The sequence below is a fragment of the Actinomadura rubrisoli genome (assembly GCF_004349215.1).
GTDB lineage: Bacteria > Actinomycetota > Actinomycetes > Streptosporangiales > Streptosporangiaceae > Spirillospora > Spirillospora rubrisoli.
In genome coordinates, this window is record NZ_SMKU01000205.1 from 1 (window position 1) to 16,192 (window position 16,192).

The 16,192-nt window shown below is 73.3% G+C and carries 14 protein-coding genes; 2 read left to right on the forward strand and 12 right to left on the reverse strand.

Annotation, left to right across the window (positions count from 1 at the left end; genetic code table 11):
• The 12 genes from E1298_RS30200 to E1298_RS30255 form a co-directional block, all read right to left on the reverse strand.
• On the reverse strand, positions 1-895 hold an 895-nt coding region (locus E1298_RS30200), incomplete at its 3' end, for a TIGR03619 family F420-dependent LLM class oxidoreductase (RefSeq protein ID WP_131899240.1).
• 69 nt (positions 896-964) lie between these two features.
• Positions 965-1,951: an N-acetylglucosamine kinase gene (locus tag E1298_RS30205; RefSeq protein ID WP_131899265.1), complete on the reverse strand. Its 987-nt coding sequence runs from the start codon at positions 1,949-1,951 to the stop codon at positions 965-967.
• The gene (locus E1298_RS30210; RefSeq protein WP_131899242.1) at positions 1,951-3,207 is read right to left on the reverse strand and encodes a 6-phospho-beta-glucosidase; all 1,257 of its coding nucleotides are present in this window, start codon (positions 3,205-3,207) and stop codon (positions 1,951-1,953) included. The genes E1298_RS30205 and E1298_RS30210 overlap by 1 nt, the downstream gene beginning before the upstream one ends.
• Positions 3,204-4,088: a carbohydrate ABC transporter permease gene (locus tag E1298_RS30215; protein ID WP_131899245.1), complete on the reverse strand. Its 885-nt coding sequence runs from the start codon at positions 4,086-4,088 to the stop codon at positions 3,204-3,206. The genes E1298_RS30210 and E1298_RS30215 overlap by 4 nt, the downstream gene beginning before the upstream one ends.
• Positions 4,085-5,086, reverse strand: coding sequence for a carbohydrate ABC transporter permease (locus E1298_RS30220; protein ID WP_131899247.1), 1,002 nt, complete (start codon positions 5,084-5,086; stop codon positions 4,085-4,087). The genes E1298_RS30215 and E1298_RS30220 overlap by 4 nt, the downstream gene beginning before the upstream one ends.
• Positions 5,087-5,089: 3 nt before the next feature.
• Positions 5,090-6,418 carry an ABC transporter substrate-binding protein gene (locus tag E1298_RS30225; RefSeq protein ID WP_131899249.1) on the reverse strand — a complete coding sequence of 443 codons (1,329 nt, stop codon included), beginning with the start codon at positions 6,416-6,418 and terminating at the stop codon, positions 5,090-5,092.
• A 64-nt stretch (positions 6,419-6,482) separates the two neighbouring features.
• Positions 6,483-7,706 (reverse strand): ROK family transcriptional regulator, encoded by a 1,224-nt coding sequence (locus E1298_RS30230; protein ID WP_131899251.1) that lies wholly within the window; start codon positions 7,704-7,706, stop codon positions 6,483-6,485.
• A gap of 129 nt (positions 7,707-7,835) precedes the next feature.
• Positions 7,836-8,375: a DUF1707 and FHA domain-containing protein gene (locus tag E1298_RS30235; protein WP_131899253.1), complete on the reverse strand. Its 540-nt coding sequence runs from the start codon at positions 8,373-8,375 to the stop codon at positions 7,836-7,838.
• 126 nt (positions 8,376-8,501) lie between these two features.
• Positions 8,502-9,719, reverse strand: a complete 1,218-nt coding sequence (locus tag E1298_RS30240) for an acyl-CoA dehydrogenase family protein (RefSeq protein WP_131899255.1) — start codon at positions 9,717-9,719, stop codon at positions 8,502-8,504.
• Between the two features lie 82 nt (positions 9,720-9,801).
• Positions 9,802-10,881: a DUF3616 domain-containing protein gene (locus E1298_RS30245; RefSeq protein WP_131899257.1), complete on the reverse strand. Its 1,080-nt coding sequence runs from the start codon at positions 10,879-10,881 to the stop codon at positions 9,802-9,804.
• Between the two features lie 61 nt (positions 10,882-10,942).
• Positions 10,943-12,127 carry a cytochrome P450 gene (locus tag E1298_RS30250; protein WP_207944919.1) on the reverse strand — a complete coding sequence of 395 codons (1,185 nt, stop codon included), beginning with the start codon at positions 12,125-12,127 and terminating at the stop codon, positions 10,943-10,945.
• Positions 12,128-12,220: 93 nt separating this feature from the next.
• Positions 12,221-13,600, reverse strand: a complete 1,380-nt coding sequence (locus E1298_RS30255; protein WP_131899259.1) for a KamA family radical SAM protein — start codon at positions 13,598-13,600, stop codon at positions 12,221-12,223.
• 141 nt (positions 13,601-13,741) lie between these two features.
• Here E1298_RS30255 and kdd point away from each other — a divergent pair, with 141 nt between their 5' ends.
• Together kdd and E1298_RS30265 are read left to right on the forward strand one after the other, a co-directional pair.
• Positions 13,742-14,788, forward strand: a complete 1,047-nt coding sequence (gene kdd, locus E1298_RS30260; protein ID WP_131899261.1) for an L-erythro-3,5-diaminohexanoate dehydrogenase — start codon at positions 13,742-13,744, stop codon at positions 14,786-14,788.
• A 52-nt stretch (positions 14,789-14,840) separates the two neighbouring features.
• Positions 14,841-16,172, forward strand: a complete 1,332-nt coding sequence (locus E1298_RS30265) for a DUF2252 domain-containing protein (RefSeq protein WP_131899263.1) — start codon at positions 14,841-14,843, stop codon at positions 16,170-16,172.
• Positions 16,173-16,192 lie beyond the last annotated feature (20 nt).

A 16,192-nucleotide genomic window follows, 5' to 3' on the forward strand; every position in this document is an offset into this window, starting at 1 on the left:
GGGTCTTGTGGGCGCGGCGCATCGACTCGGCGGGGTCGGCGCCGGGGGCGGTCAGCTCCGGGTCGAAGTTCAGGTCGACGAACAGCTCGGTGACGCCCTGCGCGGCGAGCGCGGCGAAGTCGGAGCGGACCTGCTCGGCGGTCCCGGTGAGCGGCTTGCGGTCCTCGCCGCCGCCCCCGTCCCGGATCCGCACGGCGCCCCGGCACACGAACCGCAGCGCGTCCGCGTCCCGTCCCGCGCCCTCGGCGGCGTCGCGGACGATCTGGATGGAGCGGCCGATCGCGGTGAGGTCGGCGCGGCTGGAGCTGACCCATCCGGCGGCCAGCCGCCCGGCGCGGCGCAGGGCGGGCTCCGAGGTCCCGCCGAGCAGGATCGGCGGCCCGGAGGGCTGCACGGGCCGGGGGTCCATCGTGACGGGCGGGATGTCGTAGAACTCGCCGTGGAACTCGCTGGCGTCCCCGGGCCCGCCGCCCCACAGGGCCCGCAGCGCCGCGATGAACTCCTCCGCGCGCGCCCCGCGGCGCCGCATCGGCGCGCCGATCGCGGCGAACTCCTCGGGCATCCAGCCGAGCCCGAGCCCGAGGTCGAGCCGCCCGCCGGTGACGTGGTCGAGCGTCCCGGCCTGCTTGGCCAGCATCGGCGGCGGGTAGAACGGCAGGTTCAGCACGGCCACCCCGAGCCGCACCCGGCTGGTGTGCCCGGCGAGGTAGGCCAGCGTCACCAGCGGGTCGGGGACCTCCCGGTAGGTCCGGTCGCCTGAGCCCGCCGGGTTGAGGACGCGCTGCAGCGTCCAGAGGGAGTGGTACCCCAGCTCCTCGGCGCGCTGCGCGATCTCCACCTGGTTGGCGGGCGTGGACCACGCCCCCGACACCGGTACGGCGAACCCGATCAGCACACCGGCCTCCTCCCCGCAAGATCCTCAACCTGAACCTTACAACGTCAAGGCCGCCGCTTGGGTGGCGAATCAGGGATAGCGGAAGGTGGCTCGGAGGGTGTTGTGGGCGGACGAGGGCGCGGCCACGTGGTCCAGGCCGAGGAGGGCGGCGCCCAGGAGCGGCGGCTCCTCGGGGACGAGGAGCCGGGCGCGGGGGGCGAGATCCGCGTAGCGTTCGGAGACCGCGTCCATCAGCAGCGGGCGGCGGGCGCGCAGGACGCCGCCGCCGAGGACGACGTCGGCGGGGGCGTCCAGCAGGCCGAGGCGCCGCAGCACCACCGAGCCCAGGATCGCCACCTCCTCGGCGAGCCGCAGCACCACGGCGCGGGCGACCTCGTCGCCGGCCTCGGCGGCGTCGAGCAGGACGGGCGACAGGTCGTTGACGCGGCCCTCGTCGAACTCGCCGAGGTGGATGCCGACGCCGACGTCGACGGCGCGCTCGACGCCGAAGTGCGCGGCGACGGCGGCGGTGAGGGCCGTCCGCGGGCCGCGGCCGTCCTCGCCGCGGATGCCGTGCCACAGCGCCGCGCGGCCCAGCTCGCCGCCGCCGCCCCAGTCGCCGGTGTGGGGGCCGAGGGAGGGGAAGCGGGCGGTGCGGCCGTCGGGGGCGACGCCCGCGCAGTTGATGCCCGCGCCGCAGACGACGGCGACGCCCCAGCCCTCGCCGGCGGCGCTGCGCAGCAGCGCGAAGGTGTCGTTGCCGACGGTGACGCTCGGCGCGAGGCCCCGGGCGAGCAGGAGCTTCTCCAGGCGCTCCTCCTCGCCGGGCAGGTCCACGTTGGCCATGTAGGCGGCGAGGTGGGCGACATCGGCGGGCGAGACGCCGGCGCGGGCGAGCGCGTCCCGGGCGACCCCGGCGAGCGTGTCGACCGCCGCGGTGAGCCCGGTCGTGCGCGGGCGGAACCCGTCGCCGCGGGCGGTGGCGAGCAGCTCGCCGCCGACGGCCGCGACGGCCGCGTCGGTCTTGCTGTTGCCGCCGTCCACGGCGACGACGACGCCCCGCGCGGCACCGGCCATCACGCGGCCCACGGCAGATGGGCGCGGTTGGCAGCGACCAGGTCGCGGGCGAGGCGGTCGGCGACGTCGAGCTGCCCGATCAGGGGGTGGGCGAGCAGCGCCGCGGCGACCCGGTCGACGCCGCCGCGCAGCGCCGCGTCCAGGGCCAGCTCCTCGTAGGCCGACACGTGCGCGACCAGCCCGGCCAGCAGCGGCTCCAGCGGGGGGACGGGCAGCGGGACGGGCCCGGCCGCGGTGATCCGCGCCGGCACCTCGATGACCGCCCGGTCGTCCAGGAAGGGGAGCGTACCGCCGTTGCGGACGTTCACCACCTGCGCGTCGCCCCGTCCGGTCAGCAGGGACGCGGCGAGCTGTACGGCGGCCTCGGAGTAGTAGGCGCCGCCGCGTTCCTCCAGCCGGGCGGGTTTGGTGTCCAGGGTCGGGTCGGCGTACATGGCGAGCAGGTCGCGTTCGAGCGCGGCGACCTGCTCGGCCCGCGACGGCGCGCCGCGCTGCTCCTCGACCACGAGGTCGTGCTGGTAGAAGTAGCGCAGGTAGTAGGAGGGGACGGCGCCGAGCCGGCGCAGGAACGCCGCCGGGAGCCCGGCCGCCTCGGCGAGCTCGCCGGGGTGGTCGTCGAGCAGGCCCGGCAGGACGTCCTTGCCGTCCAGGTCCACCGAGCGGACCCAGGTGAGGTGGTTCAGGCCCGCGTGGCCGAGGCTCACCCGGTCCGGCGGGACACCGAGGAGCCCGGCCGCGCGGCGCTGGACCCCGATCGCCACGTTGCACAGCCCGGCCGCCCGGTGGCCCGCGTCCAGCAGGGCGCGGGTGACGATGCCCACCGGGTTGGTGAAGTCGATGATCCACGCGTCGGGCGCGCGCGCGGAGACGCGCTCGGCGATGTCCAGGACGACCGGGACGGTGCGCAGCGCCTTGGCGAGCCCGCCCGCGCCCGTGGTCTCCTGCCCGACGCAGCCGCACGCGAGCGGCAGCGTCTCGTCCACGTGCCGGGCGGTCTGCCCGCCGACCCGCAGCTGCAGCAGCACCACCGTCGCGCCGTCGACCGCGTCGTCGAGGTCGCAGGTGGTGCGCACCGTGCCGGGGTGCCCGGCGCGGGCCAGCATCCGCGCGGCGAGCCCGCCGACCAGCTCCAGCCGCCCGGCGTCGGGATCGGCGAGGACCAGCTCGGACACCGGCAGGTCCGCGCGCATCCGCGCGATGCCGTCGACCAGTTCGGGGGTGTAGGTGGAGCCACCTCCGACGACTGTCAGCTTCAACCCTTCACTCCCGTCAAGGTGATGCCCTGGATGAAGACGCGCTGGGCGAGGAAGAACACCACCAGCACCGGCAGGATCGTCAGCAGGGTGGCGGCCATGGTGAGGTTCCATTCGACGTGGCGCGCGGCGCGGAAGGTGGCCACGCCGATGGCCAGCGTCCAGTTCTCGGGCTTGGTGTAGACCAGCGGCCCGTAGTAGTCGTTCCAGCAGTAGAAGAACTGGAACAGCGCCACCGCCGCCAGGGCGGGCTTGGCCATCGGCAGGACGACCCACAGCATCGTCCGCAGCTCCCCGCAGCCGTCCACGCGCGCGGCGTCGGCGTACTCGCGCGGGATGGTCACCAGGAACTGGCGCAGCAGGAAGATGGAGAACGGGTTGCCGAACAGGCCGGGCAGGATCAGCGGCCACAGCGTCCCGGTCAGCTCGAACCGGGACCAGACGATGTAGAGCGGCACCATCGTCACCTGCGGCGGCAGCATCATCGCGGAGATCACCACGACCAGCGCGGCGTTGCGGCCGCGGAACCGGAAGCGGGCCAGCGCGTACGCGACCGGGACGCTGGAGATCAGCATGAACACCGTGGACAGGCCCGCGTACATGGTGCTGTTGAGCGTCCAGCGGACCATGTCGCCGGTGAAGACGCGGCGGAAGTTCTCCAAGTGCCACTCGCGGGGCCACAGCGAGGAGGTGAGGGCCTGCTCGTCGGTCATCACCGCGGTGAGGAACATGAACACCAGCGGCGCCAGGAACATCAGCGCGAGCGCGACGGCGATCGAGTGGGTGGCGATCCACAGCAGCGTCCGGCGCGAGCGGGGCGTGCGGCGGGCGCGGCGCCGCTCGGCGTGGCCGCTGCGCGCGGGGGTCGCGGTGGTGGAGGTCATGCCGCCTCGTCCCCGGCGAACGCGTGGAACTGCCGGAGCAGCACCAGCGTGAACGCCATCGCGATGACGAACATGACCAGCGCCAGCACGCACGCGTAGCCCATGTTGAACTGCCGGAAGCCCTCGTCGTACAGCCATTGCGGGAACGTCAGCGTCGCGCCGTCTGGGTAGCCGGGCGCGAAGTGGGTGCCGGGCGTGTCCGCCTGGCCCGAGGCGACCTTCGCGGCCACCAGCGCCTGGGTGAAGTACTGCAGCGTCTCGATGACGCCGGTGACGGCGGCGAACGCCAGGACGGGCGAGACGGTCGGCAGCGTGATGTGCCGGAACCGGGCCCAGGCACCGGCGCCGTCGATCGCGGCCGCCTCGTACAGCGACGTCGGGACGTTCAGCAGCGCCGCCAGCAGGATGATCATCACGTCGCCGACGGCCCACAGCCCGAGCAGGCCGAGGCCGGGTTTGGCCCAGGCGGCCTCGTTGAAGAAGTCGGGCAGCGTGAAGCCCAGGTGGCGGGTGATGGTGGGGAACGGGCCGGTGCCGGGGTTGAGCACGAACACGAACGCCACGGTCGCCGACACCGGCGGGATCAGGTACGGGACGTAGAACACCGAGCGGAGCACGGACCCGCCCGTCCGGATCTTGGTGAGCAGCTGGGCGATGCCGAGGCCGAACAGCACCCGCAGCGGCACCACGACCGCCACCAGCCACAGCGTGTTGCGCATCGCCTTCCAGGCGTCGCTGTCGTGCAGGAGGAAGGTGTAGTTGTCCAGCCCGACGTACTCCAGGGTGAACAGGTTGTAGCGGGTGAAGGAGAAGTACACCGTGGCGGCCAGCGGGTAGCCGAAGAACAGGCCGAACCCCACCAGCCACGGCGACAGGAACGCCAGTACCCGGAGCCGGCGGCGGCGCCGCGCCCGCGGCGCGGCCGGTCCCCGCCCGGCCCGCCGCGATGCGTTCCGCGATCGCGTCCCGGCGGGGACGCGCGGCGCGACGGAGGTCATGGATCAGCCCCCGGCCAGCTTCAGCGCGCTGTCGACCTTGCCGTCCAGGCCCTTGAGCGCCCCGTCGAGGTCGCCTACCTTCCCCGGCTCCCACTCCTCCTGGACGAACTGCTGGAACTTCACGATGTAGTCGTTGCCGTTCGGGGTGGGCGGCGTGGTGGAGGAGTTGGGGTTCTTGAACACGTCGAGGAAGGTCTTGAACTGCGGCGGCAGCGTCAGGTTCGGCGAGGACAGCGCCGGGATCGTCGACGGGACGTTGCCGAGGGCGTTGGCGAAGGTGACCAGCGCGCCGGTGTTGGTGGTCAGGTAGTTGACGAACTCCCACGCGGCCTGCGCGTGCTTGGCCCCGCGGGGGACGCCGATGACCGTCCCGATGACGAAGCCGCCGCCGTAGCGGGCCTGCTGGTCGTCGGCGACGGGCGCGGGCGCGGTGCCGTAGTCGACCTTGGGCGCCTCCTCCTGCATGAACTTGGTGCGCCACTCGCCGTCGACCGCCATCGCGACCCTCCCCTTCGCGAAGGGGTTGGACGCCTCGAACTCCTGGCCGATCGAGCGCAGGAACCGCTTGACGTTGGCGTAGCCGTACCAGTCGATCAGGCTCTTGTTCCACTGGAGGTAGGCCCTGAACGCCGGGTCCTTGGCGTAGTTGGCGTGCCCGTCGGGGGTCAGCCACTTCACCCCGAACTGCGTGGCGAGGTGCTGCGCCTGGTGCTCGTAGTACTGCGCCGACGGCATGAACCCGGCGACCTTGATCGTCCCGTCCTTGTCGCGGACGGTGAGCTTCTTGGCGAGCTCGGTCAGCTGCCCCATCGTCCTGGGCGGCTGCTCGCCCTTCATCAGGGCCTTGTTGTAGTAGAGCCCGTAGGCGTCGGCCAGCAGCGGCATCGCGCAGCGGCGGCCCTTGTACTGGGTGTACTCCTGGACGGCCTTGGGGAACTGGTTCAGGTCCAGCTTGGACTTGGCGATGTAGGGCGTGAGGTCCTGCCAGGCGCCGCTCTGGCACCACTGGCCGACGCTGTCGGCGGTGAAGGAGGACACCACGTCGGGCGGGTTCCCGCCGCGGATGGCGTTGGAGATGCGCTCGTCGGTCTGGTTCTTGACGAGCTTGACGGTGATGTTGGGGTGGATCTTGCGGAAGCCCGCGACGGCGTCCTCGAACGCCTTCACCTCGTGCGGGGCGCTCCAGCCGTGCCAGACCTCGATGGTCTGCGCCTCCTCGGCCTTGGGGCCGCTGTCGGACTGGTCTCCGCTGCCGCCGGCGGTGCAGGCGGCGAGGCCGAGCCCGGCGGCGGCCAGGGCCGCGGCGAGCCTGCGCGTTGTCGTGGTGCGCACTCCGGTTCTCCTTCGGGGGAGGGACGGCCGATGCCGCCGTCCAGGGTGGGGGAGTGGATGCGGGTCAGGGGACGGTGGTGGTGAAGACCTCGTCGCGGGTCTCCCGGAGCGCCTGCTGGAGCGCCCCGGCCAGGACGGGGTTGCCCTGGACGGAGCTGACCCGCACCTTCGGGCGCGGGATCGTCAGGCTGTGCAGGTGCTGTTGGACGCGGGCGCGGAGCGGTTCTCCGCCGGCGCGCAGGACGTCCCCGGTGAGGACGACCAGCGCGGGGTCCAGGACGGCGACGACGGTGGCGAGCGTCGCGCCGAGCCGCGTGGCGAGTTCGGTCAGGGCGCGTTCCGCGCGCGCGCCCGCGTCGGACGCGGTGCGGGTCCCCGGGTGCGAGGCGCCGACCTCGTCGGCGGCGCGTCCCAGGGCGGTGGCGGCGTCCCGGCCGCGGAACCCGTGCTCGCGCATCAGCCGCAGCACGGCGACGCCGCCGGTGAGGCTGTGCACGCCGCCGGTGTGGGTGCGGCGCACGTCCCGCATGAGCGGGGCGCCCACCGCGGGCATGTAGCCGATCTCCCCGGCGCCGCCCGTCGCGCCGCGGTGCAGCGCGCCGTTCAGCACGACGGCCATGCCGACGCCGTCGGACACCCACAGCAGCACGAAGTCGCCGGCGCCCGCGGCCCGGCCGCCGGCGAGCTCGGCCAGCGCGGCCAGGTTCACGTCGTTCTCGATGGCGGCCGGGACGCCCAGGCCCTCGCTCAGCGTGCCGACCAGGTCCGGGATGTGCCAGCCCGGGATGTGGGCGGCGTACCCGAGCCGGCCGGACCCGGGGTCGACCGCGCCCTGGATGCCGATGACCACCCGGTCCAGGTGGGCGCGGGTCAGGCCCGCGGCCTTGGCGGCCCCGTCGAGCGCCTCGGCCATCCGCGCCACCACGTCCACGCCGGTGCGGCCCGGGGTCGGCAGGGTGTGCTCGCCCACGGCCGTCCCCGCCAGGTCGGCGACGGTGACCCGGATCCGCGCGGGGGTGACGTCGGCGCCCGCGACGTGCGCGGCCGTCCCGTTGATCCGGTACAGCTCGGCGGTGCGGCCGGGCAGGCCCTCGCGGATCCCGTCCCGGACGACCAGCCCCGCCTGCTCCAGCCGCGCGAGCAGCTGCGAGACGGTGGGCTTGGAGATCCCGGTCAGCTCGGAGATCTGCGGCCGGGTCAGCGGCCCCCGCGCGAGCAGGGCCTCCAGCGCGGCGCGGTCGTTGATCGCCCGCAGCAGGCTCGGCGTCCCCGGGACGGGTGCGGGCACGGGCGTGCTCCCTCCGAGTTAGGAAGGTTTCCTAACTTGGGGGAGAACGTAGGACTCGGGGACGGGGACGTCAAGACCCCGGCCGGGAAAGGCCGCCGGGAAACGGGAAGGGGACGCGCGGACGGCGCGTCAGGAGGTGCTGACGATGAAGGCGGCGTTGCCGAAGCCGATCTCGTCGCCGGGACGGACGCGGGCCGGGCCGGTCAGCCGCCAGCCGTTCACGCGCGTGCCGTTCATCGAGCCCAGGTCGGAGATCATCCAGCCCTCGTCCGCGCGGTAGATCTCGGCGTGGAAGCGGGAGACGGTCAGGTCGGTGAGGATGAACTCGCAGCCGGGCGCGCGCCCGACGACGATGCGCGACGCGCCGCCGGGCGGCAGCGCGAACCGCGGCAGCCGCGGCGCCCGCCAGGCGGCCTCGATGCGCGCGGTGGCCTGCGACACCGAGGAGATGATGCCGGTCAGCCGGCTGACGACGCGGCTGGCGGGCGGCAGGTCGTGCACGATGTCGGCCAGCTCGGCCTGGCTCTGCGCCCGCAGCACCTGGTCGACGCGCCGCTCGAACGTCTCGTGCGACATCCGTCCCTCGGCCACGCGGTCGCCCAGGACGCGCAGCACCCGGTCACGCTCCACATCGGACGCTCTCACCGGATATGAGGGCCGACCGTCCATAGCTGTGAGTATCCAGTCCCCGTCGTCGCCTGTCCAGAAGCGCTGGCGGAGGGCGGGCGATCGCCCTCACCCGCCCCCCACCTCTTCGATGCCTCCGCCCCCAGAGAAGTTCGGACGCTCCTGGATCTAACGGGAAAGCAGGTCGCGGGCGATGTGGGTGACCTGGATCTCGTCGGTGCCGGCGTAGATCTGGAAGGACCTGGCGTCGCGGGCGAGCTGCTCCACGCGGTACTCGCTCATGTAGCCGTTGCCGCCGAACAACTGGACGGCCTCCTGGGCGACCTCGCTGGCGGCCTGGGCGGCGTACAGCTTCATCGCCGACGCCTCGGCGAGGGTGGGGGTGCGGCCCGCGCGCTGCATCTCCACGTGCCGGAACACCAGGTTCTGCACGTTCAGGCGGGCGACCTCCATCTTGGCCAGCTTCAGCTGGATGAGCTGGAAGTCGCCGATCCGCTGCCCCCACAGCTCGCGGGTCCTGGCGTACTCGACCGACAGCTTCAGGCACTCCTCGATGACGCCGAGCGCCATCGCCGCGACCCCGGCGCGCTCGGTGACGAAGTTCTGCCGCGCCGACTCCTTGCCGCCGCCGGCGCCCGCGGCCAGGAGCCGGTCGGCGCCCGCGCGGACGTCGTTGAGGAACAGCTCGCCGGTGGGGGAGGAGTGCAGGCCCATCTTGCGCAGCGGCCCGCTCTGGTCCAGGCCCTGCATGCCCCGGTCGAGGACGAAGGTGAGGATCTCGCGGTCGCGCGGCTCGCGGCCGTCGTCGAGCTTGCAGTAGAAGACGATGGTGTCGGCGTAGGGGCCGTTGGTGATGAAGGTCTTGGCGCCGTTGATGACGTACTCGTCGCCGGACCTGCGCGCGGTGGCCTGCATGCCGCCGAAGGCGTCCGAGCCGGAGTTCGGCTCGGTGATGGCCCAGGCGCCGACCTTGTCCAGGGTGAGCAGGTCCAGGGCCCAGCGCCGCTTCTGCTCGGCCGTCCCGCGCTTCATGATCGTGCCCGCGGCGAGGCCGAGGCTGACGCCCATCGCCGACACCAGGCCGGGCGCGACCTTGCACAGCTCGATGACCGGCAGCATGCTCATCGCCGCGTCGCCGCCGCCGGGGCGCTCCTCGCCGCCGCCCGTGCCGCCGCCGGTGTCGGGGGACTCGGCCCTGGCCAGCCGGGACTCGAACGACGAGCGTGCCATCTCGTCCATGCCGAAGGTCTTGTACAGGGAGCGGATCAGGTCGTAGGGCGGCAGTTCGCCCGAGTCCAGCGCGTCGAGGTTCGGCCGGACCTCGGCGTCGATCCAGCCGCGCACGGCGTCCCGGATCATCAGGTCTTCCTCGGACCACTCGATCATGAAATGCCCGCCTTTCGCCGCACGGGGTCGCGTGGCCCCATCCAAGCAGAAAGTGAAAGCGGGCACTTACTCGGGGCGGCCGCTACTTGCCGATGTTCACCACGTCGGCGAGGACGCCGCCGTCCTCGGTGAGCCGCCCGGGGGACGGGCTGTCGTAGACGACCAGCACGCGGGTGCCGGTCCCGTTGGACTCCTCCAGCACGGCGATGCCCTCGGCGTGGTCGTCGCCCTCGCCGTAGGGCAGGTCGCCCACCACCTCCAGCTCGTCGGCGGTGACGATCTCCGCGGCGTCGGCCTTGGCCGCGCCGCGCCAGCGCAGGACCCGGACGGGCCCGTCCAGGCCCATGCTCGGGCCGGTGAGGACGAGCAGGTCGTCGCCGTGCGGGCACAGGTCGCGGATGCCGAGGCCGCCCAGGTCGAGGAAGTGGGTGCGGTAGCGGTCCCTGCCGTCGCCGACCGGCAGCAGCCGCAGCCGCCGTGGATCGTCGGGGTGGCCGTCCGGGCGGATCTCCATCAGGACGGCCCAGCCGCGCAGCACCGGCCCGCGCAGCCCGACGTAGAGGCGGTCGCCGTGCGCGGCGATGCCCTCGATGTCGATGCCGTTGTCCTTGCTCGGGATCGTCAGGAACGGCGCCAGGTGCGGGTCGTCGGCGAGCAGGTCGGTGAGGGAGTCGCCGTGCCCGCCGAGGATCGCGGCGGTGCGCCCGCCGTCCTGGCGGGCGACCTCGGGCAGCCCGTCGCCGCCGGTGACCAGCGGCAGCCGGGCCAGGATGAAGCGGTTGTCCTCGCGGACGACGGTGGCCAGGCGCTTGCGGGCCTTGGCGGCGCTCTGCCCGGCCTTGATCTTCTTGCGCTTGAGGCTGTGCGAGCCGATCGCCCACAGCCAGCCGTCGGAGCGCGCGAGGCCCTCGATGTCGGCCTCCTCGTCCGGCCCGGCGGGCAGCGGGACGAGGTCGGACAGCGCGACCGTGGTGTGCCCGTCGAACCCGGTGACCCGCCCGCCGCCGTCGACGGCGGCGGTCAGCCGCTCGATGGTGGCCGTCTCGTCGCCCGCCACCCACAGGCAGCGGCCGTCCTGGCGCACGGCGGACAGGTTGGTGTGCGTGTCGGCTTCCTGGCTCTCTCGCCCGAAGCGCAGTTCGACCCGGCGTTCCACGATCATCTGCAGATGGTCCCACAAATCGGACGGCCCGGCGGACGCCGGGGGCGGCCCTGACCGGCCGTCACGCGTCCCAGAGCACGTGCAGGTGCGGGGGCTTGCGGAACACCAGGCCCCGCGCGCCGGTGGTGCGGGACGGGTCGAGCCGCAGCCCCGGCAGCCGGTCCAGCAGCGCCGCGAGCGCGGTGCGGGCCTCCAGGCGCGCCAGGTGGGCGCCGAAGCAGAAGTGCGGCCCGTGCGCGAACGCCAGGTGCTCGGCCGCGTTGGCCCGCCGCACGTCGAACCGGTCGGGGTCGGGGAACAGGGCGGGGTCGCGGCCCGCGGCGGCGATCGACACCCGCACCAGGTCGCCCTCGCGCACCGTCGTCCCGCCCAGGTCGGCGTCGCGGGCGGCGTAGCGGTCGACGACCGACGCCGACGGCTCCAGCCGCAGGGACTCCTCGATCGCGGCGGGCAGCAGGTCCGGCTCGTCCAGGACGAGCCGGAGCTGGCCGGGGTGGGCCAGCAGGTGCAGCGCCGCGTTGGCGATCATGCCCTCGGTGGTGTCGATCCCGCCGAACATCAGGACGGCGGCGTTGGCCACGACCTCGGCGGTGCTCAGGCCCGCCTCGTGGTGGGCGGCCTCGGCCAGCAGCGAGGACGGGCCGCCGCCGGTGATGGCCGCCTCGACCGCCTCGCCGAGCAGCCCGTACGCCTCGGTGGAACGTTCCGGTGGGGTGCCGCCGGCGGTGATGGCCGACACCGCGTCCACGAACGCCCCGTACCAGGACCGGATCGTCGCCGCGTCGGCGCCCTCCAGGCCGAGCGCCTCGGCGACCACGGCGACCGCGAGCGGCCCGGCCAGGTCGCCGCGCAGCTCGGCGCGTCCCGCCGGCGCGAGGCCGCCGACCAGGCGGTCGACCTCGGCCTCGACGAACGCGGTGAAGCGCTCCCTGGTCCGCGCCGGGCGGAAGGGGCGGGCGAACGGGTCGCGGTGCCGGGTGTGGACGGGGCCGTCCAGCGACAGCATGCTCGGCCCGACGACCTGGGCGGTGGAGAAGCGCGGGTCGTCCACGGTGAAGGACGCCGCGTCGCGCATGACGCGGACGGCCAGGTCGCGGGAGGTCACCAGCCAGCCGCCGAGCGCGGGCAGCCACGAGACGGGCTCGTGCTCGCGCAGCCGGGCCAGGAGGCGGTGCGGGTCGCCCTCCAGCTCGGCGACCGTGGCGGACGCGCCGAGGGGGAACCGGGCGATGAGAGAGGAGGTCACCTGGTCAAGGGTATGTCAGGGGGTATTCCGCCCGGCGCCCGCCATTACCGATCTACAATGTAAAGGTGCCGGGTGGTGACACCACTCAGCCGATCACGCCGCCTCCGACCGCGCCTGCCACCATCGCCGGCCCGGCTCCGGCAGGGTGTGGATCGGGTCGTAGTACTCATAGCGCCGGGCCAGGGCGTCGGGGTCGGAGGACTCCAGGCCGGTGCGGTAGTTCTTCGTCCAGTAGGAGATGCCGCGCTCGCGGTCGTAGTCGGCGAGCTGGTGCACCCAGCGCTTGCCCACGTAGGGGACGTCGCACACGATGCGGGGGGTGGCGAACCCGGGCAGGTAGCCCATGATCGCGTGCTGGAGGTCCTGCGCCTGGCCGACCGAGATCCGCCAGTGCTCGCTGTAGGGGATCATGTCGCACATGTAGAGGTAGTAGGGCAGGATCCCGGCCTCGTCCAGCAGCGCGAACGACAGGTCGAGCAGCGCGGCGGGGGAGTCGTTGACGCCGGCCAGCAGCACGCCCTGGTTGCGCACGTCGCGGATGCCGGTGTCGAGCATCGCGCGGGCGGCCCTGGCGACCAGCGGCGTGACCGACTGGGCGGCGTTGACGTGGGTGTGGACGGCGATCTGCGCGCCGCGCTCGCCGGCCTTGGCCGCCAGCCGCTCCATGCCGGCCCTGACCTCGTCCTGCAGCCAGTGCTGCGGCAGGCCCATCAGCGCCTTGCTGGCCAGCCGGATGTCGCGGATGTTGTCGATGTCCAGCAGCGCGTCGACGAACGACTCCAGGCGGGCCCAGGGCATGTTGGCGACGTCGCCGCCGGAGACCACCACGTCGCGGACGCCGGGCGTGCGGCGCAGGTAGTCGAGCATGGCGCCGAGCCGGTCGGTGGGTTTGACGGTGAACTTGTGCTTGTCCACGGCGGGGGTGGAGTTGCCGACCAGGTCCATGCGGGTGCAGTGGCCGCAGTACTGCGGGCAGGTCGGCAGCAGCTCGGCCAGCACCTTGGTGGGGTAGCGGTGGGTGAGGCCCTCCACGGCCCACATCTCGGCCTCGTGCAGGGAGTCGCGGGCGGCGTAGGGGTGGGACGGCCAGTCGGTGCGCCGGTCGCTGAAGACCGGGAGCATGTAGCGCCGCACGGGGTCGGCGTAGAACGCCTCGGTGGAGGAGGTGTCCATGGTGTTGAGCATCTGGGGCGGCAGCAGCATCGACATCGTCGCCCGCTCGGCCTGGTCGCGTTCCAGGTCGGCGTAGAACGCCTCGTCCAGCAGGTCTCCCATCACCTGGCGGAGCTGCCGCAGGTTCTTGACGCAGTGGACGCGCTGCCACTGCGCCGACTCCCATTCCTGGCCGGTGACCTCGCGCCATCCGGGCAGGCGCCGCCAGTCGGGTTCGCTCAGCGGCGTGCGCCGGTAGGCGTAGGGCTGGTGTGCGGGCCGGGCGGCGGCGTCCGGGTCCGAATGCAGGACGGTGGTCATCGTCGACCCTCTCCTCGCGGCGTATCGATCGCGTAAAAGTCTTGTCCAAAGCCGACGTTACGGGAAGAATTTCATTGAAACCAGTGGGGTTCGGTATATCTTCCGTGGCGCGACGCGGATATCGAAGGGGGCTGCGGGACGATGGTCGAGTACGGCGCCGGAACCGGCGTGGGGCTGCACCGGGTGCTGGAGCCCGCGGGCGTGCTGCCGCAGGCCGCGCTGCGGCTGGACACCGATCCGCGGATCCGGCCGGACGAGGTGCGCGTCCGCGTCGAGCGCCTCAACCTGGACGCCGCGTCCTACCGGCAGTTGCGCACCGCGCACGGCGGCGACCCCGGCGCCATCCGCGCCGAGGTGCTGCGGATCGTCGCCGAGCGCGGGAAGATGCACAACCCGGTCACCGGGTCGGGCGGGATGCTCGTCGGCGTGGTGGACGAGGCCGGGCCGGACTCGCCGCTCGGGCTCAAGGAGGGCGACCGGGTCGCCACCCTGGTCTCGCTCACCCTCACGCCGCTGGCGCTGACCGACGGGCTGGCCCGCTGGGACGGGCGGTCCGAGCAGGTCCCCGCCGAGGGGCACGCGATCCTGTTCGCCCGCTCGATCGCCGCCGTCCTGCCCGCCGACCTGCCCGTCCCGCTGGCGCTGTCGGTGATGGACGTGTGCGGCGCGCCCGCGCTGACCCGGCGCGTGGTGGCGGCCCGCGAGAGCGCGCCGGTGGTGGCGGTGCTGGGCGCCGCGGGCAAGAGCGGGTCGCTGTCGCTGGCGGCGGCCCGCCGCGCCGGCGCGTCCCGCGTGATCGGGCTGGTGCCGACCGCCGAGGAGCAGGAGCGGCTGGCGGCCTCGGGCCTGGCCGACGCCGTCGTCCGCGCCGACGCCCGCGACCCCGTCGCGGTCGCCGCGGCGATCGGCGAACCCGCCGACGTGACGGTGGTGTGCGTGGACGTGCCCGGCTGCGAGCACGGCGCGATCCTGGCCACGGCGCCGGGCGGCACGGTGGTGTTCTTCTCGATGGCCACCTCGTTCTCGGCCGCCGCGCTCGGCGCCGAGGGTCTGGCCGCCGACGTCACCATGCTCATCGGCAACGGCTACGTGCCGGGCCACGCCGAGAGGGCGCTGGAGCTGCTGCGGTCCGAACCGGCGGTTCGCGCGCTGTTCACCGCCCGCGCGGGTGCCGATTCGGCACAATGACCGGGAACGCCCCGGCTGCGGCGGGGTTCACCCGATCATCGAGGGAGAGAGCATGGGCAGCATCACCGAGGACCTGCGCGGGCGCGACCCGAAGCGGCGCCGGGCACAGATCGTCGACGTCCTGGTCGAGGCGTTCTCGGACCTGATGGAGCGCAGCCCCGCCGAGTTCCGCCGCCGGTTCCGCAAGATGGCCTCCGACCCGTTCGCGTTCTACCGGGGCAGCGCCTGCCTGTTCTACGCCGACATCGTCCACGACGAGGACCCGTGGGCCGACGAGCGCACCGGCCGGGTGTGGATCCAGGGCGACCTGCACGCCCAGAACTTCGGCACCTACATGAACGACGACGGCGTGTTCGTGTTCGACGTCAACGACTTCGACGAGGCCTACGTCGGCCACTTCACCTGGGACGTCAAGCGGCTGGTGGCGAGCCTGGCGCTGCTGGCCTGGCAGAAGGCGATCTCCGACGCCGACATCCGGCGGCTCATCGAGGTCTACGTGCGCGCCTACGTCGACCAGGTCCGCCGGTTCGCCGACCAGACCGGCGACCACCGGTTCGCGCTGACCCTCGACAGCGCCGACGGCTACGTCCGCGACGTCCTGGTCGCGGCGATGTCGGGCACGCGCATCGGCCTGCTGAACGCGATGACGGTGACCGAGGGGTCCGAGCGCCGTTTCCGCGACCGGGCGGGCGTCCGCCGCCTGGACGGGGCCGAGCGCGCCAAGGTCGAGGCCGCCTACCAGGACTACCTGCGGACCATCCCGGCGGAGAAGCGGTTCGGCAGCCTCACCTACGAGGTCAAGGACATCGTCGGCGCGTCGGGGTTCGGCATCGGCTCCGCCGGGCTGTCGGCCTACAACATCCTGGTGGAGGGCAACACCCAGGCGCTGGAGAACGACGTCGTCCTGTCGATGAAGCAGGGCAACATCGCCGCGCCCAGCCGCGTCGTGGACGACGCACGGATCCGCGAGTACTTCCAGCACCACGGCCACCGCACCGCGGTGTCGCGTCGCGCGCTGCAGGCCAACACCGACCCCTGGCTGGGCTACACCCAGATCGACGGTGTCGGCTACGTGGTGCAGGAGCTGTCCCCCTACGAGGAGGACCTGGATTGGAGCGCTCTCACCGAGCCCGAGGAGATGATGTCGGTCCTGGACGACCTGGGCCGCGCGACCGCCAAGGTCCACTGCGTGTCCGACAGCGACTCCGACCACACGCTGGTCGGCTTCCAGGTCGAGGACGCCATCGGCTCGGTGATCGGCCCGGACGAGGGCGCGTTCGTGGAGGCGATGGTCGCGTTCGGCACCCAGTACGCCGAGGTCGTCCGCGACGACTACCAGTACTTCGTCGACGCGTTCAGGAACCACGAGATCCCGGGCCTGTAGCCCCCGCGCCGGGGCAGGCC